At 71.4% G+C, this 25,418-nt stretch carries 27 protein-coding genes; 10 read left to right on the top strand and 17 right to left on the bottom strand.

Annotated features, from left to right (window positions below; genetic code table 11):
• Positions 1–70 precede the first annotated feature (70 nt).
• Complete coding sequence (locus tag IE178_RS23790) at positions 71–871, top strand: hypothetical protein (protein WP_184765390.1); 801 nt, start codon at positions 71–73, stop codon at positions 869–871.
• Positions 872–926: 55 nt separating this feature from the next.
• On the opposite strand, the gene IE178_RS23785 is transcribed toward IE178_RS23790, so the two are convergent.
• From IE178_RS23785 to IE178_RS23765, 5 genes are read right to left on the bottom strand one after another with little or no spacing between them, the layout of a single operon-like run.
• Positions 927–1,856 (bottom strand): 3-hydroxyacyl-ACP dehydratase FabZ family protein, encoded by a 930-nt coding sequence (locus IE178_RS23785; protein WP_193513716.1) that lies wholly within the window; start codon positions 1,854–1,856, stop codon positions 927–929.
• The gene (locus tag IE178_RS23780; RefSeq protein WP_184765388.1) at positions 1,853–2,278 is read right to left on the bottom strand and encodes a hypothetical protein; all 426 of its coding nucleotides are present in this window, start codon (positions 2,276–2,278) and stop codon (positions 1,853–1,855) included. Before IE178_RS23780 ends, IE178_RS23785 begins: the two co-directional genes overlap by 4 nt.
• The gene (locus IE178_RS23775; RefSeq protein ID WP_184765387.1) at positions 2,278–2,688 is read right to left on the bottom strand and encodes a hypothetical protein; all 411 of its coding nucleotides are present in this window, start codon (positions 2,686–2,688) and stop codon (positions 2,278–2,280) included. The genes IE178_RS23780 and IE178_RS23775 overlap by 1 nt, the downstream gene beginning before the upstream one ends.
• The gene (locus IE178_RS23770; RefSeq protein WP_318280214.1) at positions 2,688–3,059 is read right to left on the bottom strand and encodes a Rossmann-fold NAD(P)-binding domain-containing protein; all 372 of its coding nucleotides are present in this window, start codon (positions 3,057–3,059) and stop codon (positions 2,688–2,690) included. The genes IE178_RS23775 and IE178_RS23770 overlap by 1 nt, the downstream gene beginning before the upstream one ends.
• Positions 3,059–3,310: an acyl carrier protein gene (locus IE178_RS23765; protein WP_193513715.1), complete on the bottom strand. Its 252-nt coding sequence runs from the start codon at positions 3,308–3,310 to the stop codon at positions 3,059–3,061. The genes IE178_RS23770 and IE178_RS23765 overlap by 1 nt, the downstream gene beginning before the upstream one ends.
• Before the next feature lie 232 nt (positions 3,311–3,542).
• On the opposite strand from IE178_RS23765, the gene IE178_RS23760 reads away from it, so the two are divergent.
• From IE178_RS23760 to IE178_RS23750, 3 genes are all read left to right on the top strand, one after another.
• Positions 3,543–4,688, top strand: a complete 1,146-nt coding sequence (locus IE178_RS23760; protein WP_193513714.1) for a beta-ketoacyl-[acyl-carrier-protein] synthase family protein — start codon at positions 3,543–3,545, stop codon at positions 4,686–4,688.
• Positions 4,689–4,830: 142 nt separating this feature from the next.
• Positions 4,831–5,820, top strand: a complete 990-nt coding sequence (locus IE178_RS23755; RefSeq protein ID WP_193513713.1) for a beta-ketoacyl synthase N-terminal-like domain-containing protein — start codon at positions 4,831–4,833, stop codon at positions 5,818–5,820.
• A 147-nt stretch (positions 5,821–5,967) separates the two neighbouring features.
• Positions 5,968–6,849, top strand: coding sequence for a hypothetical protein (locus IE178_RS23750; protein ID WP_221492651.1), 882 nt, complete (start codon positions 5,968–5,970; stop codon positions 6,847–6,849).
• A 102-nt stretch (positions 6,850–6,951) separates the two neighbouring features.
• On the opposite strand, the gene IE178_RS23745 is transcribed toward IE178_RS23750, so the two are convergent.
• The 5 genes from IE178_RS23745 to IE178_RS23725 form a co-directional block, all read right to left on the bottom strand.
• Positions 6,952–7,749, bottom strand: coding sequence for a thioesterase II family protein (locus IE178_RS23745; protein ID WP_318280213.1), 798 nt, complete (start codon positions 7,747–7,749; stop codon positions 6,952–6,954).
• Positions 7,750–7,753: 4 nt separating this feature from the next.
• Positions 7,754–7,972, bottom strand: coding sequence for an MbtH family protein (locus IE178_RS23740; RefSeq protein WP_184765382.1), 219 nt, complete (start codon positions 7,970–7,972; stop codon positions 7,754–7,756).
• Between the two features lie 47 nt (positions 7,973–8,019).
• Positions 8,020–8,310 carry a LysR family transcriptional regulator gene (locus IE178_RS23735; RefSeq protein WP_184765381.1) on the bottom strand — a complete coding sequence of 97 codons (291 nt, stop codon included), beginning with the start codon at positions 8,308–8,310 and terminating at the stop codon, positions 8,020–8,022.
• A 629-nt stretch (positions 8,311–8,939) separates the two neighbouring features.
• On the bottom strand, positions 8,940–9,671 hold the full coding sequence (locus IE178_RS23730) for a DUF7873 family protein (RefSeq protein ID WP_193513711.1): 732 nt from the start codon (positions 9,669–9,671) through the stop codon (positions 8,940–8,942).
• A 60-nt stretch (positions 9,672–9,731) separates the two neighbouring features.
• On the bottom strand, positions 9,732–11,270 hold the full coding sequence (locus tag IE178_RS23725) for a hypothetical protein (protein ID WP_193513710.1): 1,539 nt from the start codon (positions 11,268–11,270) through the stop codon (positions 9,732–9,734).
• Between the two features lie 296 nt (positions 11,271–11,566).
• Between IE178_RS23725 and IE178_RS23720 the strand changes: the two genes are divergently transcribed.
• The gene (locus IE178_RS23720; RefSeq protein ID WP_193513709.1) at positions 11,567–12,793 is read left to right on the top strand and encodes a cytochrome P450; all 1,227 of its coding nucleotides are present in this window, start codon (positions 11,567–11,569) and stop codon (positions 12,791–12,793) included.
• 117 nt (positions 12,794–12,910) lie between these two features.
• Here IE178_RS23720 and IE178_RS23715 read toward each other — a convergent pair whose 3' ends face one another.
• The 7 genes from IE178_RS23715 to IE178_RS23685 all read right to left on the bottom strand — a co-directional run bounded on the left by IE178_RS23715 (position 12,911) and on the right by IE178_RS23685 (position 19,780).
• Positions 12,911–14,176, bottom strand: a complete 1,266-nt coding sequence (locus tag IE178_RS23715; protein WP_184765372.1) for a cytochrome P450 — start codon at positions 14,174–14,176, stop codon at positions 12,911–12,913.
• On the bottom strand, positions 14,173–14,790 hold the full coding sequence (locus IE178_RS23710; RefSeq protein ID WP_184765371.1) for a GTP-binding protein: 618 nt from the start codon (positions 14,788–14,790) through the stop codon (positions 14,173–14,175). The genes IE178_RS23715 and IE178_RS23710 overlap by 4 nt, the downstream gene beginning before the upstream one ends.
• Positions 14,771–15,127, bottom strand: coding sequence for a DUF742 domain-containing protein (locus IE178_RS23705; RefSeq protein ID WP_184765370.1), 357 nt, complete (start codon positions 15,125–15,127; stop codon positions 14,771–14,773). The genes IE178_RS23710 and IE178_RS23705 overlap by 20 nt, the downstream gene beginning before the upstream one ends.
• Positions 15,124–15,543 carry a roadblock/LC7 domain-containing protein gene (locus tag IE178_RS23700; RefSeq protein WP_184765369.1) on the bottom strand — a complete coding sequence of 140 codons (420 nt, stop codon included), beginning with the start codon at positions 15,541–15,543 and terminating at the stop codon, positions 15,124–15,126. The genes IE178_RS23705 and IE178_RS23700 overlap by 4 nt, the downstream gene beginning before the upstream one ends.
• Positions 15,544–15,659: 116 nt before the next feature.
• A complete protein-coding gene (locus IE178_RS23695) occupies positions 15,660–17,480 on the bottom strand; it encodes a sensor histidine kinase (RefSeq protein WP_193513708.1) in 1,821 nt (606 codons plus the stop codon).
• Positions 17,481–18,206: 726 nt separating this feature from the next.
• A complete protein-coding gene (locus IE178_RS23690) occupies positions 18,207–19,169 on the bottom strand; it encodes an NAD-dependent epimerase/dehydratase family protein (RefSeq protein ID WP_318280212.1) in 963 nt (320 codons plus the stop codon).
• Entirely contained in the window at positions 19,166–19,780 is a 615-nt protein-coding gene (locus IE178_RS23685) for a ScbR family autoregulator-binding transcription factor (RefSeq protein WP_193513707.1), read from the bottom strand. Before IE178_RS23685 ends, IE178_RS23690 begins: the two co-directional genes overlap by 4 nt.
• A gap of 107 nt (positions 19,781–19,887) precedes the next feature.
• Here IE178_RS23685 and IE178_RS23680 point away from each other — a divergent pair, with 107 nt between their 5' ends.
• The 5 genes from IE178_RS23680 (at position 19,888) to IE178_RS23660 (ending at position 25,417) form a co-directional block, all read left to right on the top strand.
• The gene (locus tag IE178_RS23680; protein ID WP_184765366.1) at positions 19,888–20,862 is read left to right on the top strand and encodes a ScbA/BarX family gamma-butyrolactone biosynthesis protein; all 975 of its coding nucleotides are present in this window, start codon (positions 19,888–19,890) and stop codon (positions 20,860–20,862) included.
• A gap of 197 nt (positions 20,863–21,059) precedes the next feature.
• The gene (locus IE178_RS23675; RefSeq protein ID WP_193513706.1) at positions 21,060–21,818 is read left to right on the top strand and encodes a TnsA-like heteromeric transposase endonuclease subunit; all 759 of its coding nucleotides are present in this window, start codon (positions 21,060–21,062) and stop codon (positions 21,816–21,818) included.
• A gap of 97 nt (positions 21,819–21,915) precedes the next feature.
• Positions 21,916–23,706 carry a Mu transposase C-terminal domain-containing protein gene (locus IE178_RS23670; protein ID WP_318280211.1) on the top strand — a complete coding sequence of 597 codons (1,791 nt, stop codon included), beginning with the start codon at positions 21,916–21,918 and terminating at the stop codon, positions 23,704–23,706.
• Positions 23,703–24,755, top strand: a complete 1,053-nt coding sequence (locus tag IE178_RS23665) for a TniB family NTP-binding protein (RefSeq protein ID WP_193513705.1) — start codon at positions 23,703–23,705, stop codon at positions 24,753–24,755. Before IE178_RS23670 ends, IE178_RS23665 begins: the two co-directional genes overlap by 4 nt.
• On the top strand, positions 24,752–25,417 hold the full coding sequence (locus tag IE178_RS23660; protein WP_193513704.1) for a TniQ family protein: 666 nt from the start codon (positions 24,752–24,754) through the stop codon (positions 25,415–25,417). The genes IE178_RS23665 and IE178_RS23660 overlap by 4 nt, the downstream gene beginning before the upstream one ends.
• Position 25,418: the final 1 nt, after the last annotated feature.

Here is a 25,418-nt window from a genome sequence, read left to right as displayed (position 1 = left end):
GGCGTCGGCGAGGCACCGGACCCGCGGCCGTTTCCCGTGTTCCCGCCCCCGTACTGGAGTGGACAGACCCATGACACAGCTCAGCGGATGGAAAGTGCTCAACCCCGGCCGGGGCGGCGGCGGCCTGGTGCTCGCCGTCGACTTCGCCACCACGGGCCGGTCCGACTCGGCCTTCTCGGACCTCGCCCCGCGCCTCGACCCGGCGCTCGCCCTGTGGGAGACCCGGCAGCCCGCCGGCACCGCCCGCCCGACGGCCGAGGACTACCTCGCGCTGTGGGACGGCGAGGCGGCGGCCGACGGCCGTACGGTACGGGCCGTGCTCGGCTACTGCGCCGGCAGCGTCTTCGCCGGCGAGCTCGCCGCCCGGATCGCCGCCCGGCAGGGCGAGGCGCCCCACCTGGTGCTGTTCGAGCCGGAGGTGCCGGCCCCGGCCGGCCTGTACCGGGACTTCGCCGCGATGATGAACCAGTTCGCCTCGGTGCTGACCGCCGACGAGGTGAGCGCCGCCCAGCAGGAGGCGGACGCCGCGCGGAGGGACGCCGTGGACTTCGGCGACTACGGCGGCATCCTCGAACGGATCTTCATGGAGCGGGCCGGTGCGGCGTTCACCCGCGAGGAGCTGGACACCGAGCTGCTGGACGAGTTCGTCGCGGTGTTCCGGTCGTACGTCTCCTACCTGGACGCCGCGCGTCGCGTCGACCCGGCCGCCGCCTGGCGCACCGGGACCGCGGTGAGCTCCCGTACGCCCTCGGCGGGTGCGGCGCTGGCCGGGCGGACCGTGGACGTCGACGTCGACCACGCCGACATGCTGCGCGACGGCCGCGTGGCCGAGGTGGTCAACGGGATCATCGGCACGTACGCGGCGCCCTGAGACGGCGAAGCGGCCCCCGCCGGGAGGGTGGCGGGGGCCGCTTCGAGGCCGGAATTCAGGAGGCGGAGGTCAGCGCGCGGTCGACCCGCTCGCGCGGCCGGCTCGACCCGACGAGGGCGCCGACCGTCATCACGCACCGGTCGCCGTCCCAGGTCTGTCCGGAGACGAAGACGTTGTCGGCCATCAGCCGGTCGATCCGCGACACATGGCGCAGCACGGCGCCGGGGCGCACCTCGCCGAAGAAGCGGCAGTCGCGGAAGGCCGCGGCCACGGGCACGCCCTCGGCGGTGCCGGTGGACAGCCACAGCAGCACCGAGGCCTGCCCGAAGGACTCCAGCATCAGCGACCGGGGGTACATGTACCGCGACAGGGGCAGTCCGTCGGGCAGCCCCTGGTAGCAGGGTTCGGAGCCGGAGACCGCCTTGGTGACGGTGATCACGCGGCCGGGGTCGAGGGCCTCGACCCGGTCCACCATGAGCATGGGGTGACGGACCGGCAGCAGGCCGAGGATCCCCGTGTAGTCGGGTCCGGGCGGCCCGTCGGCGGCGGGGGGCGCCAGGTCCGCCGGCGGCTGCGCGGCGAGGACGGCGTCACGGTCGCCGAGCGTCGCCTTCACCGCCGCGACGGGTGTGCCGTCCTGCCGGACGCCGTCCGCGGTCACCAGCCGGCGCCCGGCGCCGGCCTGTGTCACGGTGACGTCCAGGCGGATCTCGTCGCCGCCCTGCATCGGCGCCAGCCAGCGCCCCGACCGCACCTCGAGCAGGTTCAGCGGCTCGTCCGCGCCGACGAGGGTGGTCACCGCCTGCCGCAGCGCCTCGAGGACGAACACGGCCGGCAGCAGGGTCAGCCCCGGGAAGTGCCCCGCCATGTACGGGTCGTCGGGGTCGACGGTCTTGTGCAGCACGAGCCTCGCATCGGGCCCCTCGGACAGCACCTCGATCCGGTCCACCGCGCGCAGCGGTGCCGCGTAGGCAGCCCCGGTCATACGAACCACACCTGGTCGTACTCGGGCCAGCGCAGCGCCAGTTCGGCCGCATCGACGCAGATCGTCCCGGCGACGAGCCGTTCCGGGGCGAATCCCAGCGCCGTCACCGCGTCCCGGTCCACGTAGACGGTGAAGTCCTCGGCGATCAGGTCGCGCACGGAGCCGCGGTAGTCCGGCAGCGTGTCCAGCGTCATCGTGCCGAGCCGCACCGACGGCCGGTAGACGTCCTCCTCGACGGCCATGGTGACCGCGGCGCCGCGCAGCGCGACGTCCACCCGCTGGAACTGCCCGTGCAGATCGAGCAGTCCGTACAGGGCGTGGAAGAACTGCACCTCGACGGCGCCCCGGTAGGCGCGGTCCAGGACGCACAGCACGGGCGGGCCCAGCCCGGTGCGGGCGGCGGCGGTGGTGGTGCTGCTCATCAGGCCCCTCCGAGGTAGAGCGTCTGCCGGGCACTCGCGATGGTCCTCGCCAGCCGCAGCGGCGAGCGGTGCCGTACCTGGGGGACGTGGTGCACGGCACCGCGCTCCTCGGAGCAGGCGGTGCAGGCGATCCAGCCGAAGCGGCCCTCGCCGTCGGCGATCATCCGCTGCACGACGGCCGACGGGGACGGGTAATGCCCCTTCGGGTCACGGGTGTTGGGCAGCTTGGTGTCCCCGAAGGTGTCCTGGGTCATCATGTTGGCGTAGCCGCAGGCCCAGACCCGTACCGAACCGCCCCGGTCGAGTACGGCCTGGGACAGGCGCAGTGCCGAGGTCACCACGTCGCCGGAGTGCGGGGCGGCGGTGAGGATCAGCAGCAGGTCCCACATCCGGCGTTCCATCACCGCCATCAGTGCCACACCCCCCGGCAGCCGTCCTCGGTCAGCGCGGCGGCGGCGACGTCCATGCCGGCGAGCCTGACGTGCGGCGACAGGGTGGTGGCGGACAGCGCGCGCTGCGCCGCCGAGAAGTCGTCCACGAGGATCTCGACCCCGGCCCCGGCGAGCCGCCGGATCTCGGGGGCGTCGGTGCCGACGGCGGTCAGTACGCCGTCCTCCACGAGGAGGACCCGTACCCGGTGGCCGGCTTCGGCGAGCGCCACGGCGTCCAGGAGGAAGGTGCCCGCGTTGGGGCCGGCCCAGTTCCCCTTGCTCTCGATCAGGAAGTAGGACGCGGCGCCGGTGGGGGTACCGGCGCCGGGGGCCGCCGTCCGCGCGTCCATCAACCGCCCAGCTTCCGGTTCAGCAGACCGCGGATGTCGGGGAACGTGCGGACCGTGCCGAGTTCCTCCTCGGGAATCCTGATCCCGTAGCGCTGCTCGAGCGTGACCGCGAGCTCCAGGGCCACGACCGAGTCGACTCCCAGTTCCTCGATGAGGAGGATGTCGTCGGTCAGCGCCGACAGTTCGACATCCAGCGTGTCCGCCACCAGCTCGCGAAGTTCCGACACGTCCAGCGTGGTTTCGGCACTCACCGGAATTCCCTTTCCTCGGGTAGTTCGCGCAGTTTTCCGAATCGCGATTCCTTGAATTGCGTTTCGCCGTTGGATGCTAGATCAGCGCGGCGGAAGGCGACGAGGCGCGCGGCTGATCGCTGCAGGTACTTGCAAGCGCGGCGGGCCGCGAATCCCGGGGAATGCATCCTGAATGGTGTCGGCCATTGTGCCGCGCCATCGGGAAAGACCGGACAGCGAGGCAGGTGCACAGGTGACGGTGGTGGTCACGGGACTGGGCGCGGTGAGCTGCTTCGGCAGCGGCACCGGGGCCCTGTGGGAGGGGCTGCTGGGCGCGAGCCGGCGGCCGGATCCCGCGCCGGACGTCTGCGGCCTGCCGGCCCGCCCGCACCTGTACGCGGCACCGGACACCGGCGGCCCCGAGGGGGGCACCGGGCGGACCGGTGCGCTGCTGGCGACCGCCGTCGCCGAGGCCGTCGCGGAGGCCGGGCTGACTCCGCAGGACCTGTGCGACGCCGGCCTGACCGTGGGCACCTCCCTGGGCGACATCGATCTGGCCGAGCGGCCCGAGGGGACGGCCCCGCCGTTCCCCGCCACCCACCGGGTCACGGCCTCACTCGCCACCCGGTTCGGCATCGGCGGCCCCGGCCAGACCCTCTCCACCGCCTGCTCCGCCGGCGCCTACGCGGTCGCCTGGGGCGCCGAGCTGATCGAGACGGGCCAGGCCGACATCGTCGTGGCGTGCGGTGGGGACGCCTTCTCCCGCGTCGCGGTCGGCACGCTGGAGCGCTTCGGGCTGCTCGACGGCGAGTGCTGCCGTCCCTTCGACGCCGACCGCGCCGGCATGGTCACCGGGGAGGGCGCCGCCGCCCTGGTGCTGGAGTCCGCCGCGTCCGCCGAGCGGCGCGCAAGGCCCGCGCAGGCCGTGCTCGCCGGACACGGCTGGAGCTGCGACGCCCACCATCCGATGGCCCCGGAACCGTCCGGGGAACAGCTGCGCCGTGCCACCGCCCGGGCCCTCGCCGGCCTCGGCACCACCCCGGGCGCGGCCGTGCTGCACCGCGCCGGGGTGGCGCTCAACGACACCGTGGAGGCCACCGCGGTCAGTGAGGCGGTGACCGCCGCCGGCGGGACGGGCGGCGAGGTGCTCGGCTACGCGCCGAAGGCCGTCATGGGGCATACGGCGGGCGCGGCCGGCGTGTTCGGCTGCGTGATCGCGACGCTCGTCCTGCGCCACCGCCTGGTCCCGCCCAACGCCCACGTCACCACCCCGGACCCCGACTGCCCGTTGTCGGTCCCGCTGGACGGACCGGCCCCGCTCCCCCGCCCCTCGGTCCTGGTGAGCGGCACCGGCTTCGGCGGCAACAACGCGGTGCTCACCTGGCGGGCCGCCGCATGAGCGCACTCACCGCCGCCGTTCCCGCTCCCGCTCCCGCTCCCGCTCCCGCTCCCGCTCCCGCGACACTCGCCGGCCCCCCGGTCCTGGCGAACAGAAGCGGCTTCGGCGGCGACCACGCCGTACCCACCCGGAGGGCCGCCGCATGAGCGTGCAGATCATCGGGGCCGGCGCCGTCGCCGAGGAGCCGCGCCCGGGCGGGTGCGACCCGTGGTTCGACCCGGCCGCCCACCTCGGCCGGCGGGGCTGGAAATACCTCACCCCGGCCACCCGCTACCTCCTGGCGGCGGGCAACGAGGCCCTCGGCAGACGCCATGACGACCCGCCGCTCACCGGAACCGCCGCCGAGCGGTTCGGTGTGGTCACCGGGACCCAGTACGCGATCGCCCGTGTCCACCACCGGATGAACTCCGTGCTGAGCACCGAGGGCGTCCACGGGATCAGCCCCGCCGAGGTCCCTGGTTTCTCGATGAACACGCCCGGCAGCCAGCTGGCCATCAGCACCGGCGCCCGCGCCTTCTCGGTCACGCTCACCAACCCGGTGACCGCGGGTCTGGAGGCCGTGCAGTTCGCGGTGACGGCGCTGCGCACCGGCCGGGCGGACACGGTGGTGGCCGCCGCGACCGACCAGGCCCCGGAGGACCACGGCGGCAGCGGCGAGTACGACGCCGCCGCGGCCGTCGTCCTGTCCGTGAGGGGGCGGACTCCCGGCCCGGCAGGCGCCGCCCGCCCCCTCGCCACGGTCACCGGCGGGCTCTCCCGGTTCCTCCCTCCGGGACCCGCCGGTGACGCGGATCCCGCGGCCCTCGCCGCGAGCGCCGCCCGCGTCGCCGCCCTGGCCCGGGGGACGGGCGGCGTGCGCCTGGCGGTCGGCGCACCGCCGGCCGCCGCCCCCCTCGCGACAGCGGTCCACGACGCCGTGACCAAGGCCCTCGCCGACGACGGGACCCCGGTACGGGACCCGGCCGCCGGCGGGATACGGCCGGCACGGCACTGCGCGGCATCGGGCCTCCTGGACCTGGTCACCCTGGCCCGCGCGGGCGGACCGGCACTGCTGCTGTCCATTTCAGAACTCGGGCATCTCACCGCAATAGGACTCCACAGCGCCGATACCGTTGGTTCAGAATTCATCTGAGTGGCGGATATCAGCGGATGCGCCGGGAAGGTTTTGACCCGTCCACCGACCCCCGGATAGCGTGCCGATATGACAGTAAGGGCAGAACAGCCGACCGACCGATTGACCAGGTTTCGCCAAATCGGCGGCCTTGGAGCAGCCATAGCGGTGACACCGTACCTGCTCATCAAAATCGTCTGGACTTTCGGTTTCTTCATTCCGACCGAGGAAATGGGCGGCGCGGACTGGCGTGCGATCAACGCGGCGACCGCGTTCCTCGCCGCCGTCGGCATCGTGCTGGCGATGGCGTTCTCCCGGCCCTGGGGCGAGCGCCTGCCCGCGTGGCTGGTGGCGCTGCCCGTCTGGGTGGGCACCGGTCTGCTCGTGCCCATGCTGCTGCTGGCGCCGGTCCTCGGCCCCGCCGCGATGAACCGCGACCAGGATGCCGGCTCCCCGGACTTCTGGATCTACGAACAGATCCTCGTGATGATCTCGCTGGTCGGCGTCGGCGTCGGCCTGCCCCTCGCCCTCGCGGGCTACGCCAAGGCACGCTGGCCGGAGGCCCTGGGCGGACCCCTGGCGTACGACGAACCGGTGGGCGGCACCCGTGAGTTGCAGGTGACGCTGGCCCGGCTGGTCGCGGCCGGCTGCGTCCTGCTCGCCTGCGGCAAGATCTTCTGGGCGGCGGGCGGCACCCTGGGCCTGGACCCGGACGAGCTGGACCGCCGCGACCTGTGGTGGCACATGCTGTCGCTGAGCACGGCCGTCTGGGCGCTCGCCGGGGCCTGGGGCATCCTCGTCCTGACCGCCCGCCGCGGCACCCGCGGGTTCCTCCCGCCGATGGTCGCCGCCTGGGTGTCCTCGGGCATGCTGTTCTCCTACAGCGTCTACAACCTGCTCACCCTCACCGACATGCAGCAGCCCTCCCCCGAACTCCCCATCGCGGGAGCACTGGCCCGGGACGTCAGCGCGGTCCTCGGTGTGATGATGGGCATGACCCTGCTGCTGGTCCTGCACGACCGCAGGCGCGCCCTGCGCACCACGATCTGACCCGCACCGAGCAGACGGAGGACGCCGTGTGCTTCCCCGCCCGCGAGGTGCGGGAAGGGGAAGCACACGGCGGTTGCGCACGAGGCGCTGGGGCGCACCGGTTCAGCGGGTGGCCCGGGGGGCGCTCCCGGGCACGGGCAGCACGCACCACTGCGGCAGCGTCGACCACACGTCGGGCGTGTAGAAGTGCCCGCCGGGCAGTTCCACGGCCTGGAAGGGACCGTCCGTCAGCGGCCGCCAGTGCCGCTCGACATCGGCGAAGGGCGCGGCGTCCTCGGTCCCGTACAGCACCCGCAGCGGCACCGACACCCGCGAGCCCGGCACGTACCGGTAGGACTCCGACACCGCGAGATCCGCGCGGAGCAGATCCACCGCGATCTTGACCAGTTCCGGTTCGGCGGCGATCGCCGGGGACACCTGCCCCAGGTCGCGCATCCACCGCACCAGGGCCTCCGTGCTGTCGTCCGACCGCGGTACCACGTCACCGGACACCTCCCGGCGCCTGGGCGGTGCCACACCGCCCGACACCACGAGCGCCTCGGGCGGTGTCATGCCCAGCCGCTCGAGTTCCGCCGCGGTCTCGAAGGCCACCCAGGACCCCATGCTGTGTCCGAACAGGAGGTAGGGGCGCCCGGTGAGACCGCGTACGGCGCGCACCACGTCGTCCCGCAGGTCCGTCCAGTCCCGTGCGAACGGGGTGCCGAACCGCGCCTCCCGCCCCGGGTAGCAGATCAGCGCCAGTTCCACGTCGTCCGGCAGGACGTTCGCCCACTGCCGGAACGGTGCGGTGCCGCCGCCGCAGTAACTCAGGCACACCAGGACCCGCTCGGCGTCCGGCCGGGGCCGGGGCCGGTGCACGGCGGCGCCGCCGGCCGTCTGGAGGATCGTCGGTCTCGCCACCGGCTTACTTGGCGTCTTCCATCTGGCGGACCAGACTGAGCGGGCGCATGTCGGTCCAGTTCTCGTTGACGTAGTCGAGGCAGGCCTGCCGGCTGTCCTCGGGGTGCGCCACCGTCCAGCCCGCCGGGACCTCGGCGAACGCCGGCCACAGCGAGTGCTGGCCCTCGTCGTTGACCAGCACGCGGTACTGGGCGTCGTTGTCCTCGAAAGGATTGCTGCTCATCGTCCACTCTCCAAGCAAGGTCGCTATTCGTTCCCTGAACGGCGATGTCAGGCGCTGCGCTCCAGGTCCCGGCCCTCGCCGGACTGCGAGCCGTGCGCGTCCCGCATGCTGTCGATCAGCAGGAGCACCGCACGCACCGACGGCAGAATCATCCGCCCGTCCCCCGTCAACCGGGCACCACCGGGGTGCCTGGTGAACAGCTTGACGCCGAGAGACTGCTCGAGACGCTGGACCTGATAGGTGATCGCCGGCTGGGAATAACCCAGTTTCCGCGCCGCGACATCCATGCGCCCGGTTTCCGCGATCAGCACGAAAGCCCGGAACTCGCGCTCATGCATCGTGCCCCCATCTGTGGCCATACCAACGGCAGAACCCGACCACAAACCCGCCGCACCCTCACGCTACCGACCCCGAACTGCCCCTTCTTCGCCCTTTCATGAACCTGCACCAGTCGTCGAGCCGTGAAAAGTGGGACTACGTCCCGGCGCACGGGCAAGGGAATCGACGCGCACGTGACGGGGCCCGGGAGTCGTATCCAGCTCCCGGGCCCCTGGGGATGCCACCCAATTGCGCACGCCGGCGGCGTTTAAGAGGACGGATCAGTCATCAAACCGTCGTGTTCTTCCTTTGAACTACCGCACCGGGCAAGAGGTGCAGGCGAGATTCGAACTCGCATCCGACGGCATTCGTCCGTCCCCGGTCGATCCGGCGATCGGCGGCCATGCTGAGACTGGAGCGAGAGTCTGAGATTGACCGCGGCTGCCTCTGCCATGTTGGGCTACCCCGGCCCGCGACTGCTGTGGTGCCGGGGGAAGGACTCGAACCTTCACTGTGACCGCTTCTTCAGGCTGAACTTCAGTGTCAGCTTGCGCTCATCGCGCGCACCGGATCTCCATTCCGGCCCGCGCTGTCGCGCACCCCCGCGCTCGCACGCGGGGGCGATCGTGGATGCTACCCGTGGCCGGCGTCAGCCGAACAGGTAGCCGAACACCGCGTCGCCGACCCTCTGGTCGGTGACCTCGGTGCCGTTGGCCTCCTCGCGGGCGAACTTGACCGCCTGCTGGAGCTTCTCGACGCGCTCCACCAGCTCGTTCACCCGCCGAGCCGGGAGGGCGCCGGAGAACTTCACCGTCGTCCAGTAACCGATCGGCACGTCCTCGTAGTACACCTCGACCTGTGCCGGGTGCTTGTCGGTCGCCTCCGCCTTGACGTGGTTGCGCGGGACCTTCTTCGTACGGATGGTGCGGACCGGGTCCGTCTTCCACCAGTCGGTGGACGGGTCGTGGGACCAGGACTCGGCGGCGTCGAGCGTGGGGAGCTTCTTGACGAAGGTGTGCAGGTCGGTGAGCTGCTTCTCCAGGAAGAGGAGGTAACTGACCGGGACGTCCGCGACGACGGTGCGTCCGTCGACGGTGACGTCCGCGCGGGCCGCGCAGTTCGCCCAGTCCTTCGTGGCGGTCACATCGAACAGCCGGGTCAGGGACGCCGCCATCTCCCGCAGCACGTCCTCGCCCTGCACCTGTACGCGCGTGGACTCGGGCGGCAGCTGCTCGCCCTCCTCGTCCTTCGGCTGGTACGTACGCGAGATGCCGGCCATCAGCGCGGGCTTCTGCACCTTGTGGTGCGCGGCGGTGATGTCCTGGAGCGACTTGCTCTTGACACCCTTCTCGACAGCGATGATCTGGTTCAGCTTCGCCACGTGGGTCCCCCTTCGAACAGGCAGGAACATACCTCACCCGGTCGAACGCACGCACCGGCTTTAGTCGCGGTCCGCAGCGCAGGGCGCCTTCCCCGACTCCGCCGGGCGCAGCCACACCTGGTTCGCCGGCAGTTTGACGGGTTCCCGGGTCTCCGGGTCCCACAGGACCGCCGTCTCCCCCGAGACACCGAACGAGAGGTAGGGGGCGTCCGGTCGCAGGCGCGGGCCCTCTCCGGGCAGGTCCGCGGCCGGGACGACGGGGCGTACGCAGGTCCACTCCGGTGCGACGCCGAAGTACGACGGCGGGTCGTCACCTCGTTCCGCCGCCGCGGTCGTCCGGTCCACGGCGGCGTCCGCGGATTCGACGGCCTGGATGCCCGCCCCGGCGAACATCGCCAGGAGGAGGCCGACGTTCAGGATGATGTTCGTGCCGTCCCCCGGAGTGGCATACGAGTGGTGCCGGTGCTTGGCGAACCCCCACCAGGCCGGGACGATCATGACGAGGCTCAGCATCACCAGCAGCTTCACCGCGGCCAGAGCCTGCCAGGCGGGAGGGATGTCGAGGTCGTCCGGGGTGAGGGAGAGACCTTCGGCGTACAGGGCGTGGAGGACGGAACCCGCGGCGACGAACGCGGAGACCGCCAGGGTCACCACCAGCGGGACCGCCCAGGCGACCCACTCGCCCCAGGTCCACTGCCGAACGAGGAGCCACAGTCCGGAAATCACCGCGACCACCACAGCGGTCATGACGGTCCGGCGGGGAGTCCATGCCCCGCCGTCCACGTCCAGGAGGCCCGTGCCGAAGGCGGCGAAGACCAGCACACACAGCAGAGCGATGACGACACCCTCGGACCTCCTGCCCTCCCCGCTCAGTTCCCGTCCCCACCGCACCGCCCCGCACGCGCCGAGCAACGCCACCGGTATCCACAACCACCAGGTGACGGCCGGGGCGGCGGAGGCCATGCTGAGCGCGCCGGCGGAGAGCAGGGCCCACAGGACCACCCGGACCACCCGTCGCTGCAGTTGCTCCTCCCGCTTGTAGGGCGCCGATTCGCGCCAGCGTCCGTCCAGTGGCCGGACGGCCGGGGCAGGGCGGGCGGCGTCCGTCGGGGCCGCCGCCGCACGCGCCAGCCGCAGTGCCTGGCGCGGCCCGCCGGAGACGAACCCGCCGACGTCGTGCCTGCCCAGCAGCATGGCGACCCGGACGAACCGCCTGCGCCAGGCCGGTTGTCCGCCCGGACGCCGGTGGGCCGTGCCGACGATCCGCCAGTGCGGGTACAACTCACGGTCCCGCGCCAGTGCCTCGGCACGGCGGACGTAGCCTTCCAGGCGGGCGCTCCGCAGCACCTTGCGCACCCGGTCGGCCGCGCCGCGGTCGCTTCCCTTCGCCGCGCCGAAGAGGCGGACCTCTATCTCGTACACGCGGCGGTCGGGGTCGTGTTCCAGTGCCGGGCCCAACGGCCCCTGGCCCGAGGGGTGGGCGTCACGCACGGGCCAGCCGTGCCGGTCGAAGCACGTCTCGGCCTCCTGCCAGTCGTGGGCGCCGCCGTGGATCTCGACGAAGACCCGGACCCGCTGGTCGTACCGCGTCTGCGTCATGCCGTGTGCTTCCTCCTGGATCTCGCTGCCCCGACCGGCCCCTCGGCCGAGCCGGAACGCGGGCGACGGTGGGTACCGTACCCACCCGGCACACGACCGTGGCGACCGCTGCGCGAGCCGACGGGGACGGACCGCCTTTGTGTACGGCTGCCGCCCATCACGTCCGGGCGGTGCCCGCAAGAGGCGGTTTTCGGCCGGACGTGGGTTCCGGGCCCACCGGTGGCCGGCAGCCCTGTCACATCTGATGGTTGATCAATAACCTTGTCGGTAAGTGATCCACGATCCCAGGGAGCCCCATGTCCACCGCGCAGCAGGTGCCCGACATCCTCTCGCCCGAGTTCGCGGCCGACCCCTACCCCGCCTACCGGGTGATGCGGGACACCGCGCCCCTCATCTGGCACGAGGCGACGAAGAGTTACATCATCTCGCGTTACGAGGACGTCGAGCGCGTCTTCAAGGACAAGGCCGGCGAGTTCACCACCGACAACTACGCCTGGCAGCTCGAACCCGTACACGGCAAAACGATCCTCCAGCTCAGCGGCCGGGAGCACGCCGTGCGCCGGGCGCTCGTCGCCCCCGCCTTCCGCGGCAGCGACCTGCAGGAGAAGTTCCTGCCCGTCATCGAGCGCAACTCGCGCGAACTGATCGACGCCTTCCGGCACACCGGCTCCGCCGACCTGGTCACCGACTACGCCACCCGCTTCCCGGTCAACGTCATCGCCGACATGCTGGGCCTGGACAAGGCCGACCACACGCGCTTCCACCGCTGGTACACGGCCGTCATCGCGTTCCTCGGCAACCTCTCGGGCGACACCGAGGTGGCGGCGGCGGGCGAGCGGACCCGGGTGGAGTTCGCCGAGTACATGCTGCCGATCATCCGGGAGCGCCGCGAGAACCCGGGCGACGACCTGCTGTCCGCCCTGTGCGCCGCCGAGGTCGACGGGGTGCGGATGAGCGACGAGGACGTCAAGGCGTTCTGCAGCCTGCTGCTCGCCGCCGGCGGCGAGACCACCGACAAGGCCATCGCCGGCATCTTCGCGAACCTGCTGCTCCACCCCGACCAGCTCGCCGCCGTCCGCGAGGACCGCTCGCTGATCCCGCGCGCCTTCGCCGAGACCCTGCGGTTCACCCCGCCCGTCCACATGATCATGCGGCAGTCCGCCACGGAGGTGGAGCTCAGCGGCGGCACGATACCCGCGGGCGCCACCGTCACCTGTCTGATCGGCGCCGCCAACCGCGACGGGGACCGCTACCGCGACCCCGACCGCTTCGACATCTTCCGCGACGACCTCACCACCACGACCGCCTTCTCAGCCGCCGCCGACCACCTCGCCTTCGCGCTCGGCCGGCACTTCTGCGTCGGCGCGCTGCTGGCCAAGGCGGAGGTGGAGATCGGCGTCGCCCAGCTCCTCGACGCCATGCCCGACCTGCGCCTCGCCGACGGCTTCGAACCGGCCGAGCAGGGCGTGTTCACCCGTGGACCGGAGCGCCTGCCGGTGCGGTTCACCCCCGCGAGCGGCTGACCCGTACCGGGCCGGTCCCGCCCGCCGGTCCGCGCCGCGGTCCGGGCCCCTGCCACGGGGCCCGGGGCACGCGCCGTGGTGACGATCCGCGCCCCGGCCACGGGGCCGGGCACCGCGCTACTGCACCACCGGGGTGAACCGCACCGGAAGCGCCGACAGCCCCCGCATCCAGATGGACGGACGCCAGGTCAGCTCCTCCGGATCGGCCGCCAGCACCAGGTCGGGCAGCCGCTCCAGCAGCGTCTCGACCGCCGTCCGCGCCATCACGTCCGCCAGCAGGGGGGCCGGATACGGGCAGCGGTGCTCGCCGTTGCTGAACGACAGGTGCGCGGCGTTCTCCGCGCCCACGTGCGCCTCCGGCCAGATCTGCGGGTCGGTGTTGGCCGCGGCCAGCCCCAGCACCAGGCAGTCGCCGGCCCGGATCTGCCGGCCGCCCAGCTGGACGTCCCGCACGGCCCACCGCCCGATGAAGTTCTGTGTCGGCGTGTCCAGCCACAGCACCTCGTTGAGCGCCTCGCCCACGCTGAGCCGGCCGCCCGACACATTCACGGCGAACCGTTCGTCCGTCAGCAGCAGCCGCAGCGTGTTGCAGATCCAGTTCGCCGTCGGCTGCTGCGCCGCGGCGATCACGGAGATCAGGTCCTGGACGATCTCCTCGTCGGTCAGGCCCGCCGGGTGGGTCAGCATGCGCGAGGTGACGTCCGGCCCCGGGTCGGCCCGCTTGTCCTTCACCAGTTGCCGCAACCGCTCGGCGACACGCCCGTACGCGGCCACCGGGTCGTCGCCCTCCCCCGCGTCCAGCGAGATCCGCAGGTCGTCGACGAGCCGGCTGGTGTCCTCGCCCGAGGTCGGCATGCCGCACATCTGCACCACGGCCCGCATCGGCAGGGCGTGCGCGTAGTCGGCCATCAGCTCCGCCTGGCCGCTGCCGGCGAAGCGGGCGATGAGGTCGTCGGAGATCAGCTCGCAGTCGCGGGCGAGTTCGAACTGGTCGACGCCCTCCAGCGCCTCGGTGATCACCCCGGCCCGCCGCCGGTGCTCGTCGCCCTCGGTGAACAGCACCGACGGCTGGTATCCGACGAAGGGCAGCAGCGGCCAGTCCTGCGGGATGTGCTCCCACTGGTTCCAGCGCCGCGAGTCGCGCGCGAACAGCTCGTCGTGGCTGGTCACGTACGTGACCTCGGAGTAGCCGAGCACCAGCCAGGCAGGGATGTCGCCGTCGAGCAGCACCGGCGCGACCGGGCCGTGCTCCCGGCGCATCGCGCGGTAGAGCTGCGACGGCGTCTGCTGGTACTGGAGCCCGCCCAGGCGCACCGCGCCGGCGTGGGCGGGGCAGCCCGGTGGGGGCGCCTGGTGCTCGGAGGGGTAACCGGAGTCGGTCACAGTGTCGTCTCCTCGGCGATGGCCATGGCATGGAGGTGGTTGACGAGGGTGATCAGCACGTCCTTGCCGGACTGCCGGACCCGCGCGTCGCAGTCGACCATCGGCACGTGCGCCGGGAGGGCGAGTGCCTGGCGGATCTCGTCCAGGGAGTACCGGGCGGTGTCGTCGTCGAACCGGTTCACGGCCACCACGAAGGGCGTGCGGTGGTGCTCCAGCCGGTCTATCGCGTACCAGGAGTCGTCCATCCGGCGCGTGTCCACGAGGACCACGGCACCCAGCGTTCCCGAGAACAGTCTGTCCCACAGGAACCAGAAGCGCTCCTGGCCGGGCGCTCCGAACAAGTACAGCACCATGCGGTCGTTGAGGCTGATCCGGCCGAAGTCGAAGGCGACCGTCGTGGTGGTCTTGGACGCCACCGCGCTGGTCTCGTCGACGCCCACACCCGCCTGGGTCATCACCTCCTCGGTGTTGAGCGGCCGTATCTCGCTCACCGAGCGGACCAGGGTCGTCTTGCCGACACCGAACCCGCCCACGACGACGATCTTCAGACCGGTCTCCGCTGTGTCGTTCAGCGGTGTGCGGTGGGAGGGCAGCTCAGAGGTTGCGGAGCCCATGGAGCACCTCCTGGAGTAGGGCGGAATCGGGCAGCGAGGCGACGGACCGTGGCGCGGGCGGATGGCGGGCGGTGATGCGGCCGGTGTCCAGCAGGTCGCCCAGCAGGATCCGCACCACCGTGATCGGCAGACCGATCTCCGCGGCGACCTCGACGACGGCGGTGGGATGCCGGCACAGCTCCAGGATCCGGGCGTGCTCCGACTGCATCCCCGGCACGGGCCCGGACTCGCTGACGATGAGGGTGACCAGGTCGAAGGAGTCGTCGGCGCGGCTCCGTCCGCCGGTGACCGTGTAGAGCCGGTCGGGGTCACCCGTGTCGACGGGTTTGCGCATCACGAGGTGCCGCTCTCCCGGGCCTGGTCCCGCGGTTCGGCCCGCAGGTGCTCGCCGATCTGCTCGACCAGCTCCGTCATCTGGTGGCCCACCACCCCGGGATCGGCGTCCTCCCCGGCGACGACGGCGAGGTGCGCCCCCTCGCCGGCCTCCACGATGAACAGCAGGCCGCCGTGGAACTCGGTCATCGACTGCCGGACGCCGCCGGTGCCGTCGCCGAACTCCACGGAGGCACCTTGGGCGAGGGCCTGGATGCCGGAGCAGATCGCCGCGAGCTGGTCGGCCCGGTCGAGCGTCAGGTGTTCGCTCCAGCAGAGCTTCAGGCCGTCCCGGGACAGAACCAGGGCGTGCCGCGTGCCGGGGGTCTGCTCCAGGAGACCGTGGAGGAGCCAGCTAAGGCTGTTGTCGGTGGTCTGCATGATGGGTGTTGGGACGGTGGTGCCCGGCTGACCGGTCACCGGCCCGTTCCTCCTATCTCACGAACTCGAGCGGGAAGGGCGCCGTCGCCCCGGGCGCCGTACGGGAAGGGGTGGGACTACGGAGCCGTCGGCGGCTCGGCCTCGGGCCGGGCGCCCGGTGCGGCGGTGCCGTTTCCGGACTGGCGTGCGCGGGCGAAGGCGCCGAACCGCGAGCCCGCGTCGCGCGCCGGGCGCTGCGTCGCCGGTACGTCACCGGTCTGCTCGGACGCCGCCGACAGCCGCTGCTCGCGTTCGCGCTCCGCCTCGGCCATGGTGCGGCCGGGGGCGCGGACCGGCAGGCCGTTCGGCGTGCTGGCGTCGGACCGCCGGTGCCGTCCCTGTTCGGGCAGCTCCGGCCGCGCGGCGGGCCGCTCCGTGACCGCGAACCGCTCCGCGGCTGCGGGACGGTCGGTGACGGCGGGCAGCTCCGGGGCGCGCGCGGGCGCGGCGGGCAGCTCCGGGGCGGGCGCGGGCGCGGCGGGCGGGAGCGCGGCAGGCGTGGACGCGGCCACCGCGGCGGGCCTGGGGGCCGTCTCCTGCGGGACCATCTCGCGCTGCTGGGCGAGCAGATTCAGGGGCAGCAGGACGACGACGCCGGTGCCGCCGCGGGAGGAGGGGCGGTAGTTGACGCTGATGCCGTACTTCAGCGCGAGCCGTCCCACCACGGCCAGGCCGAGCCGGGTGCCCTGCAGCGAGGCGAGGTCGGTGACGCGGCCGGTCACGGCCTCCTCGGCGCGGCGCATCGCCGCGTCGGCCATCTTCAGGCCGCTGTCCTCGATGGTGACGACGATGCCGGCGCTGCGGTCCTCGACGTAGACGTGCACCTCGTCGATGGGCGGGGAGAAGTTCGCGGCGTTGTCCATCAGCTCGGCGAGCAGGTGCATGACGCCCTCGGCGGCGAAGCCGGAGACCGCGGCGCGGGTGGAGCAGTGCAGGCGCACCCGCTGGTAGGCGGCGATGCGGCCGACCGCACCGCGCAGGATGCTCTCCATCACGATCGGCTTGTTCCAGGCGCGGCTGGACCTGCCGCCCATGAGCAGTGCCAGCCGGTCGGTCATCAGACCGAGCTGGGAAGTGCTGTGGTCCAGCTTCAGCAGGTCTCCGAAGACCTCCTCGCCGTGCCGCTCCTGCATGTCCCGCAGGTCGGCGAGCATCCTCACGGCCTTGGCCTGGACGCGGCTGAGCGCCTTGGCGGAGGCGGCCTGTGCCGCGGCGGCGCGCCGCTCGCTGTGCGCGAGCTCGCGGACAAACGATTCGGCCGGGGTGCGCACCGCGGGCAGCCGGGGCAGGTCGACCTCGGCGAGCACGGTGTCGGCGGACCGGCCGTCGCGCAGCCGGGCGACCGCGGTGGGCAGCGTCTCCCGTGCGAGCCGGTCCAACTCGGCCACCGCCTGGTCCAGTTCGTGCCGCGCCTTCCGGTACTCGCCGTCCAGAGCGGCCGCCCGCCGCACGTCCTCCTCGACGGCGGTGGCGAAGGCGTGCGAGAGCCGCTGCAGCTGCGGGTCGGACGGCGGGGGCACGCTGCCCAGCACCTCGGCCGCGCTCGTGCCCTCCCGCAGCCGCTTGGCCACGGCGGGCAGCGTCACACCGGCCAGGTGCGAGATCTCGGCCGACTGCCGGGCCGCCTCCGCCCTGAGACGGCTGTTCGCCGACTCCTGCTCGGTGGCCGCGCTCCGGGCCCGGTGGACGAGCCGGTGGCCGACGAGGACGGTGACGGCCACGCACACCCAGGCGGTCACCACCACGATCAGGGCCCAGGTGTGGGCGTCGGACGGTGCCAGGGCGACCGCCGCGCCGCCGGCGGCGGCGCTCGTCACCAGCACGGCCAGCGACGGGGCGGGTGAGGTGCGCGGCGCCCTCGCCGATGGATGCTGGCGGGGCGGAGCAGGCACTGACATGGTGCGGTCCCTCGGTCCGTGAGAGCAGGGGGTGGGGGCGACCGGAACAGGGCGGCCGCGGGCCGGGAAGGGGGTCAGCCAAGAGGAGGGCGATCTTCCGACCGGGTACGGCCCATGCTAGCCACCCCATTGAGCGAGGGAACGCAGCTGACCGCATAGTCAGTAAGCAATCCGAGTTCGTCGTGAATCGATCGCCCGTACGGCCCGTCGTGGTAGCGCGGGTGAGGCCGAACGAACCGGACATCGGGGGAGAAGACGAGGGATTACTTCCACTCACTGTCACTGACGGAGCGTCAAAAACGTTCCCGCCCAGAGCGTTCATGGCCCGAATCCCACCACCAGCTGTTCAATTTCGGCCAACCATCGACCACGAAGCCCTTCTCGCGCTCCGTTTGTCCGAGGTGGCCCGCTCGTCGAACGTGCCCGAGGTGGCCGCTCCTCGACGTGCGGAGCACCGCCGACGGTGACCGCTCCGGCCCCGCGCGCGAGGCCGCCCCCACGCCACCCGCCCGCGACGCGTGCCCCGGAAACCCTCGCCCCCGTTCCCCGCGCACGGAGTCGCCGCGGATATCACCTGGCCCGAAGCCGAACGCCTCACCCTGCCGGATACTGCATCCGACGCCGAGGTCGAGCGCGATCCGGTAGCGGTCGGCCGGCGGCTCCTTGTCCGGCCGACCGCGTCACCGGCGCCCACCCCACGGCGCCGGTACGCGTGCGTCCCCGCCCTCAGCCTTCCGCGAGGAACGACCGGTACCAGGGGGCCGCGGCAGCGAGGCGGGCCACGGCTCCCGGGCCCGGGGGGCAGGCCGTCAGGCGCCAGATCTCGTCGCTGCGGTACCAGTGGTCCTGGGCGAGCAGCGAGAACTGACGCTCACTCACGCGGCCCGGGACACGGCCCAGCCGGTCGAGACACGCCTCCCACGTCCAGTTCTCCTCGGCGGCCGGCAGCACGTCCAGCGCGGCCAGCTCCGCCATCAGGTCGCCGTTGGACACGGGTTCGGGGTGGCCGGCGTGGTACACACCGGACGCGGGGGCGTCCGGAGCGGTCGCCAGTGTGGTGATCAGGCGGGCCAGGTCGTCCACGTCCACCAGGGACAGCAGGCCGCGGCCACCGTCCCACCGGGCCGGTACGCGGTCCATCAGCTCCGCGAGGGCGGGCACGACCCAGCGATCGCCGGCGCCGAGTACGAGCCCGGGTCGCAGGACGATCCCGCCCGCCGCCAGCACCGGTTTCTCGCCGGCCAGCCGGGTGCGGCTGGCCGCGGACACCGGCGCGGGGGCGATCTCGTCGACCGTGATCCCGTGGTGCGGGCCCGGTCCGTAGACCGCGGCGGTCGACAAGTGCACGATGCGGCCCACGCCCCATCGCGCCGCTTCGTCGACGAGTGCCGCCGTGCCCTCGACGTTGACCTTCGCGCACTGGGCCTCGTCGCCGGAGATCCGTGAGGCGAGGTGGACCAGGACGTCCGCGCCGCTCGCGGCGTTCCGCAGCGACCCCCGGTCCGTCAGGTCCACGGGCGTCCACGTCACGCCGGGCGCGGCCGAGGAGGGCGCGGGAGCGGCGCGGCCGAGCGTCTGGATCGTGATCTCGCGGCCGCTCTCGCGCGCGGACGCGGCCAGTCCGTACAGCACCCGTGAGCCCACGAAGCCCGTCGCCCCGGTCAGCACGATCCGAAGGGGACGGCTCACGTGGCGCCCACCGTGTCACCCTCGGGGATCCGCAGGCCGGAGATGACAGAGGCCGGCGCCAGGGCCGGCAGCAGACAGCGCCACATGTCGGCGATCCGACGGGGCAGGTCGGCACGGCCGGTGGAGAGCTGGGACATGACTTGCGTACCGGTGTACGCGGCGACCAGGAGCTGCGCGAACGCGGCCTCGTCCACGCCGTCGAGCAGCTGGTCCTTCTGGCGGGCCACGACGAGCTCCTGGTGGAAGCGGTCGGCCCACCACTCGTAGATCGAGTACTCCTGCTTGCCCACCACCCCCTGCTCGACCGCCAGTCGGACACCGGCCCGCAGCAGGGTGTTGCGCTGCATCTCGACCGCGAGATACCCGGTCATGTCCAGGAGCTGCTGGAGGCCGCCCTCCCCCTCGGGGAACTGCAGATCCGCGGCCTGTTCGAGGATGACCGCGCGGGCCAGTCCCTCCTTCGACCGGAAATGGAAGTACACGGCACCCGCCGTGACGCCCGCCCGCTCCAGAATCTTGGTGATGCTCGCGCCGAGGTACCCGGATTCGTCGAACACTTCCGCTGCGGCCCGGAGCACCAACTCCCTTGTGCGGATTGCCCGTTCCTGCATTTGTCCCGCCACTGGCCCGGTACCTCGTATTACCTCGACAAAGAAAAAGAGTGACCACTATCTTATGTGCGCGGACAGTCGAGACACCAGTGCTCGAAACCCCGCGAATGTCGTGGAACAGTCAGGGGAGAACTGTTGTGCCTTCGATAGACCTTGCGAGAGACCGGGCGACCACCGGTCCCGCGCCTGTGCCCATGTCGTACACCCATAAGACGAATCCCGCCGAAATACTCCTCACGAGCTGGCATCGGACGGGGGACGACACCTTCACCGTCACCGCCCGATGGCCACGTGACCACGCGTTCTACCTGGCCCGGTTCGGAAGGCACGACCCCCTCCTCCTGACGGAGACGGTACGCCAGACGCTGCCGCTGCTGTCCCATGCCGCGTACGACGTTCCTTTGGGGCACCACTTAGTCTGGAAGGACTTCGGCTGGGACGTCGACCCGGACGCGCTGTGGGTCGAGGCCGGCGCCGACGCCGAGATCGAGCTCCACATCACCTCCTCGGACGTGAAGTACCGCAAGGAACGGGCGACCGCCGTCACGCTCTTCGTCGAGGCCGAACGCGCGGGCCGCCGACTGGCCACCGCCAGGACCAGTTTCACCATCCAGGACCGGGCCGTCTACGAGCGGCTGCGCGGACGGTACGCCGACGTCGAGAGCGCGAACGCGCGGGCCCTGCCGCTGCCGCCGCCCTCGCCCACGCAGCAGACGGGCCGCGACCGCTTCCAGGACGTCGTGCTCTCGTACACCGACATCCCCCTCCGCTGGCAGCTGCGGACGGACATCTCGCACCCCGTCCTCTTCGACCACCCCGTCGACCACGCCCCGGGCATGCTGCTCCTCGAAGCCGCGCGCCAGGCCGCGCAGGCGGCGGCGCACCCGCGGCAGACGCTGGTCGTCGGCATGCAGTGCGACTTCAGCCGGTACGCCGAGCTCGACGCGCCGTGCTGGGTCACGGCCAAGGCCCTGCCCCGCGACCTGGACGGGCGGCCTCGCATGCTGATCACGGCGGAGCAGAACGACGCGGAGATCTTCACGTCGGTCGTCGCACTGCACGAGGTTCCGGCGGACCGCTGACGGCGCCGGTCACCCGCACCCGGTGGGCCCGGACGGCATCTGTCTGTGCGGGCCCCAGTCCTCCCACGGGCCACGGGCCGAACGCGTCGGCCTCCTGTCCTTTGTCATCCAATCGAGGCGTTTGACAGCGAACTCAGTCGTTTCGACTTTTCTGACAGTGAATCTAGTCGAAGGGGCGATCACGCTGGGGGTGTCGAATGCCGGTATCGACAGGGGTGGAGAGCACTGCCCCGTACGTCGAGGTGTCGTGTCCTGTGGACGACAAGCGCGGGAGTAAGCGGCGTCGTCCGTTACTGGACTGCGCGACGGCCAGGTTCGAAGACTCGGTGCCGGTCCGGCCGTTTCGGTGGTCGTGGGGTGGCCGCAATTTCCCCGGGTGGTACTGGGCGGCGACTACAGGGCAGCACGTCGGTTTCGAGTCCTGGTTGGAGCGGGACCGGCTGGTGCTCATGGACTTCGATCCTGCTGTGGTGGGGATAGCGTCCCAGCCATTCTGGCTGCACTGGCACGACGGGGAACGTGAGCGTCGGCATGCCCCGGACTTCTTCGTACGCCGGGTCGATGGCTCGGCGGTGGTCGTCGATGTCCGTGCCGACGGCTGGATCGCGCCGCGGGACGCCGAAGCGTTCGAATTGACGCGCAGGGCCTGCGCGGAAGTTGGGTGGAGGTTCGAGCGGGTGGGGACGCCGGAGGCAGTCCTACTGGCGAATGTCCGGTGGCTGTCGCGCTACCGGCACCCCCGCTGCCGACGGGAGCCGGTAGCAGCTCGGCTGTTGGAGGTCTTCTCGCAGCCGGGGCCGCTGATGGCCGGGGCCGATGCGGCTGGCGACCGGCTCGCGACGCTGCCTGTGTTGTTCCACCTCATGTGGAAGCACGAGTTGTCGGCCGAGCAGATGGACATCGAACTGCTCGGGCCGCGCACGGTCGCGCACCGGGCTGGCGGGAGTGCCGGATGACGAGCAAGGAGTGTCGGGTCCCGCCGACGGCGCGGATCGCGGAGTTCCCCAAGAAGGCTGTGAACAGGCCCGTTGGTGGGAAGGACACATCCTGGAGGTGCTGCACGGATTGCCCCCGGATGCTCCCCACGGGACAGTGCCGCGACCGGAGTTCGACCCTCGGCAACGTTGCCTGGCCGAGCGAGAGCGGGCCAAGGCCGCCGAGCTGACCGCGGCGGGCCATCGGATGACGGCCAGTGGAATCAAGCAGCGGCGCCAGCGTTATCAGCGCGACGGGCTGGTCGGGCTGGCGGACGGCCGGTCAGCCAAGAAGCTGCCCGACTTCGGCCAGATCTCCCCAGTGGTGGTCGAGGCAATGAGGCAGGCGATCGCCGAGACGGCCGATGCCTCCTCAAGGACGGTCCGGTTCATCATCTGGCGGACGAAGGAGATCCTGGCGTCCCGCGAGGACACTGACGGCATCGAATTGCCTACGGAGCGCACGCTTTATCGCCTGTTCGACAAGTTGGCGGTCGGCACGCACGCGACCGGTTCGGCGAGGACACGCCGCTCGTTGCAGGCGCGTCCGGCCGGCCCGTTCGGGGAAATCCCGGCTATCGCGCCGGGCGAGCTGATGCAGATCGACTCCACTCCGTTGGACGTTTTGGTACGGCTGGATGACGGCATCGCGGAGAAGGTCGAGTTGACCGTGCTGGTCGACATCGCGTCCAGGTCGATCACGGCGGCAGTGCTGCGTCCGACGACGAAGGCGGCCGACGCCTCCGCCCTCCTGGCCCGCAGCATCACACCGGAGACGATGCGGCCGGGCTGGCCACAGGCGCTGCGGATGTCCCGGTCGGTCCTGCCGCACCGGCGGCTGCTGGCCTTGGACGAGCGGCTGGAGCAGGCGGCGGCGCGACCGGTGATCGTTCCAGAGACAATCGTCTGCGATCACGGCAAGGTGTTCATCTCGCAGAACTTTCGTGCCTCCTGCCGCTTCTTGGGCGTCTCGCTGCAGCCGACGCACAAGGCGTCGCCCTTCGAGAAGGGCGTGATCGAGAAGACGCTGGGATCGGTGGCGACGCTCTTCGCGCAGTTCGTCGCGGGGTACACCGGCCGCTCGGTCGACCGCCGTGGTCGGCATGTGGAAGACGGACCGCTGTGGTCGTTGCCCGAGCTGCAGGACCTGCTGGATGAGTGGATCGTCACGGTCTGGCAGAACCGGCCGCACGACGCGCTGCGCGATCCCAGCGCGCCGAAGCGGGCGTTCTCGCCGAACGAGAAGTACGCGATGCTGCTGGAGTCGTGCGGCTACGTTCCGGCCCCGTTGAGCGGTGAGGACTACGTCGAGCTTCTGCCGGAGCGGTGGCACGCGATCAACGCCTACGGCATCCGGATCAAGCGCCGCACCTACGACAGCTCAGAGTTGAACCCGCTACGCCGTCAGCACTCCGGAGTCGCAGAGAAGAAGGGCTTGTGGGAGGTCCGCTACGACCCCTACGACATCTCCCGGATCTGGGTACGCGACCGCCGCGGCGAAAGGGACCGGTGGATCACTGTGTTCTGGCGGCATCTGCACCGCGTCGGCGTCCCGTTCGGCGAGATGGCCTGGGACCACGCCCTCCAGCAGAATCCGAACGGCAGCGAAACCCAGATCGCGGAAGCGGCAGCCGCCCTACTCAAGCGCGCCCACGACGGTCCTGCAGGCGAGAAGAGCCCTCCGGTCAAACGATCAAGGAGGGATCGCCGGGTCGCAGCCCGCACCCGAGCGACCGCCCCGAGCCGGGAGATCCCTGACCCACCGGCCGAGAGCGAGCCCATGGACAAGGACACGGCGGACTCCGCGCTGGCAGAGGTCATCCCGCTGGGCCTGTTTGACCCGCTGGCCGATCCTTGGAGGCGCACGTGACCATCTCCAAACCGGCGGCCCGACGCACCGTGCTGCAGGAGACCGACGGCGAGGCCGACCGGCAGCTGAACACGTTGACTGGATGGCGCAGGTTCATCGACGGCCCACCCACCCCCCTGGTCTTGGCGTCGCGCAGTGCCTGGCAGCAGATGAACCCAGCCAAGCGGGATCTCTATGACGAGTCCCGCCTTGACCATCACGCTCGGATGCTCACCGTCGCCACCTCGTTCGTCGAGCGGACGGCGATCTGCGGCCGTCGTCTGGTGCTGCTGAACCGGCACGCGATCAGCGCCCGCCGCGGGCTGATCGTTTCCGGCCCGGCGGGAACCGGAAAGAATATCGCCATCACTCAGTTGGGGCTCTCCCATGAACTACTGGACCGGGCCCGGCACCCTCATGCCACACACCGGATTCCGGTCGTCTATGTCACCGTCCCGCCCGCCGCGACCGCCCGCATGATCGCGACCGAGTTCGCACGCTTCCTCGGCCTACCGGTACGGGCCCGCTCGAACATGACGGACATCATCGAGGCTGCCGTCGGTGTCTGCACCGACACCCGCACCGCTCTGGTGCTGGTCGATGAACTCCACAACATCTCACTCACCAGCCGCCACGGCGCCGAAGTCGCCGACACCCTCAAGTACTTCTCCGAACGCCTGCCCGCCACCTTCGTCTATGCCGGCATCGACATCGACGAATCCGGGCTGCTGTCCGGGACACGCGGCGCCCAGATCGCCGGCCGCTTCACCCTGATCCCCTCCCGCCCCTTCCCCTACAACAGCGAATGGAAGGGCCTGGTCGCCACCATGGAAGACACCCTGCGACTGCACGAACCCCGCCCTGGCACACTCACCGAGCTGGACCGCTTCCTGCACAACCACACCGGCGGCATGATCGGATCTCTCTCCCACGCCATCCGCGGAGCCGCCCTCGACGCCATCCTCACCGGCACCGAGAAAATCACCAAGAAGAGCCTCCAGGCCATTCCGCTCGACCACACCGCCCACACCACGGCGTCCATGGCCACGAAATCCGCTGCGTCCCGATGAACAGCGAACTTCCGCCCCGGTTCGCGCCGCTGCCGGTCCGACTCCGCCCCTGCCTCGGAGAATCCACCAACTCCTACATCCGACGCCTGGCGCGCGCCAACCATCTCCAGCCCAGCTTCCTGCACTGCTATCTCTGCGGCCCACCGCAGTGGTTCGGCAGGCCCCTCCTCGAACACCTCGCCACCACCGCCGGCCACTCGCCCGAAGCACTCGAACGGGCTCTCGCCGACGCCAACTCCCTGGGCGGCACAAACAGACCACGCCGACGTCTCCCCAGCAGAAATCCCTTCGCCGGACGCCAGGACCTGGCCCACCGCATCGCCCAAGAGGCCCTCAAGGGGACCCAGATCCGCACGCTCGCAAAGCGCCACAACCTCCGCTGCTCGGACATCCGCTTCGCCCTGGAGGTCCCACGCCTGACCACCGCAGAGATGAGTCCGCTGACCGAACCCATCACAGGGGAACTCGCCGACTTGGTCGAGGGCATGATCGGCAGGAAGCTCAACGGAAGGCAGATCTGGACCGAACTCATGGACCACCACGACCACTTGGTCACATACGACAGCATCCGCCACTACATCCGATACACACGATCCCGAACAGCGTCAGCACGCGTAGGGAACCCAGAGGCGCATACAGCGGCCCCAGCTGCCTCTCCCTGAC

Origin of the sequence: Streptomyces griseoloalbus, assembly GCA_014650015.1 — a bacterium.
Taxonomy (GTDB): Bacteria; Actinomycetota; Actinomycetes; order Streptomycetales; family Streptomycetaceae; genus Streptomyces; species Streptomyces griseoloalbus.
This window is presented reverse-complemented; position numbering and strand designations above follow the sequence as displayed.

Coding starts and splice junctions, on each gene's coding strand:
- IE178_RS23790 (WP_184765390.1), top strand. CDS start 71: ATGACACAGCTCAGCGGATGGAAAGTGCTCAACCCCGGCCGGGGCGGC.
- IE178_RS23785 (WP_193513716.1), bottom strand. CDS start 1,856: ATGACCGGGGCTGCCTACGCGGCACCGCTGCGCGCGGTGGACCGGATC.
- IE178_RS23780 (WP_184765388.1), bottom strand. CDS start 2,278: ATGAGCAGCACCACCACCGCCGCCGCCCGCACCGGGCTGGGCCCGCCC.
- IE178_RS23775 (WP_184765387.1), bottom strand. CDS start 2,688: ATGGCGGTGATGGAACGCCGGATGTGGGACCTGCTGCTGATCCTCACC.
- IE178_RS23770 (WP_318280214.1), bottom strand. CDS start 3,059: ATGGACGCGCGGACGGCGGCCCCCGGCGCCGGTACCCCCACCGGCGCC.
- IE178_RS23755 (WP_193513713.1), top strand. CDS start 4,831: ATGAGCGTGCAGATCATCGGGGCCGGCGCCGTCGCCGAGGAGCCGCGC.
- IE178_RS23740 (WP_184765382.1), bottom strand. CDS start 7,972: ATGAGCAGCAATCCTTTCGAGGACAACGACGCCCAGTACCGCGTGCTG.
- IE178_RS23735 (WP_184765381.1), bottom strand. CDS start 8,310: ATGCATGAGCGCGAGTTCCGGGCTTTCGTGCTGATCGCGGAAACCGGG.
- IE178_RS23725 (WP_193513710.1), bottom strand. CDS start 11,270: ATGACGCAGACGCGGTACGACCAGCGGGTCCGGGTCTTCGTCGAGATC.
- IE178_RS23720 (WP_193513709.1), top strand. CDS start 11,567: ATGTCCACCGCGCAGCAGGTGCCCGACATCCTCTCGCCCGAGTTCGCG.
- IE178_RS23710 (WP_184765371.1), bottom strand. CDS start 14,790: ATGGGCTCCGCAACCTCTGAGCTGCCCTCCCACCGCACACCGCTGAAC.
- IE178_RS23700 (WP_184765369.1), bottom strand. CDS start 15,543: ATGCAGACCACCGACAACAGCCTTAGCTGGCTCCTCCACGGTCTCCTG.
- IE178_RS23695 (WP_193513708.1), bottom strand. CDS start 17,480: ATGTCAGTGCCTGCTCCGCCCCGCCAGCATCCATCGGCGAGGGCGCCG.
- IE178_RS23685 (WP_193513707.1), bottom strand. CDS start 19,780: ATGCAGGAACGGGCAATCCGCACAAGGGAGTTGGTGCTCCGGGCCGCA.
- IE178_RS23680 (WP_184765366.1), top strand. CDS start 19,888: ATGTCGTGGAACAGTCAGGGGAGAACTGTTGTGCCTTCGATAGACCTT.
- IE178_RS23675 (WP_193513706.1), top strand. CDS start 21,060: ATGCCGGTATCGACAGGGGTGGAGAGCACTGCCCCGTACGTCGAGGTG.
- IE178_RS23660 (WP_193513704.1), top strand. CDS start 24,752: ATGAACAGCGAACTTCCGCCCCGGTTCGCGCCGCTGCCGGTCCGACTC.